Consider the following 573-nt stretch of genomic DNA (forward strand, 5'->3'; position numbering starts at 1 on the left):
GACGGGAGCGCCACCCGCCCCGCCCGGCCCGACGGCGGGCAGCGCCAGCGCGCCGAACGGGACGGCGGCGGTCAGCGCGCCGACAGGAGTTCTGATGACGGTCCTCCGAAGAAACCGGCCGATGCCCGCCCCCACCGGAGTGGGGACGGGCCTGCGGTGGAGCGATTGATCAGTACCCCTGGTAGCCGAACACGTCGACCACCAGGTGCACGGTGCCGCCACTGCCGTTGTAGAAGGCGACCTTCTGGTTCCGGACCGGCACCACGACCTGGTTCGGGACGGTCTGCCCGGCGGTCCAGTTGATGTTGGAAGCGGTCGGGCGGGGCGAACCGGCCGGATAGACCGTCAGGAAGCCGGCCGCGCTGGGCTCGGTGACCGTGACGTTCATCGTCGCGCCGGTGATGTCCTGCCAGCAGATGCCCAGTTCGATCGTCTGGCCGGGGGTCACGACGGCCGCCTGACGGTTCTTCATGCAACCGTCCTGGGTGTTCGTGCGGGTGTCCAACAAGCGGTTCGGCTGCATCACCCGGTAAACGTCGTGACCCGAGGCGCCGTAGTAGCCCGCGACGTAGG

The 573-nt window shown here is 69.5% G+C and carries 1 pseudogene; it reads right to left on the reverse strand.

Annotated features, from left to right (window positions below):
• Window positions 1–169: 169 nt before the first annotated feature.
• A pseudogene (locus tag ABD323_RS44325) lies at window positions 170–573 on the reverse strand (hypothetical protein); the annotation flags it as partial.

The organism is Kitasatospora nipponensis (genome assembly GCF_039528135.1).
Classification (GTDB): Bacteria; Actinomycetota; Actinomycetes; order Streptomycetales; family Streptomycetaceae; genus Kitasatospora; species Kitasatospora nipponensis.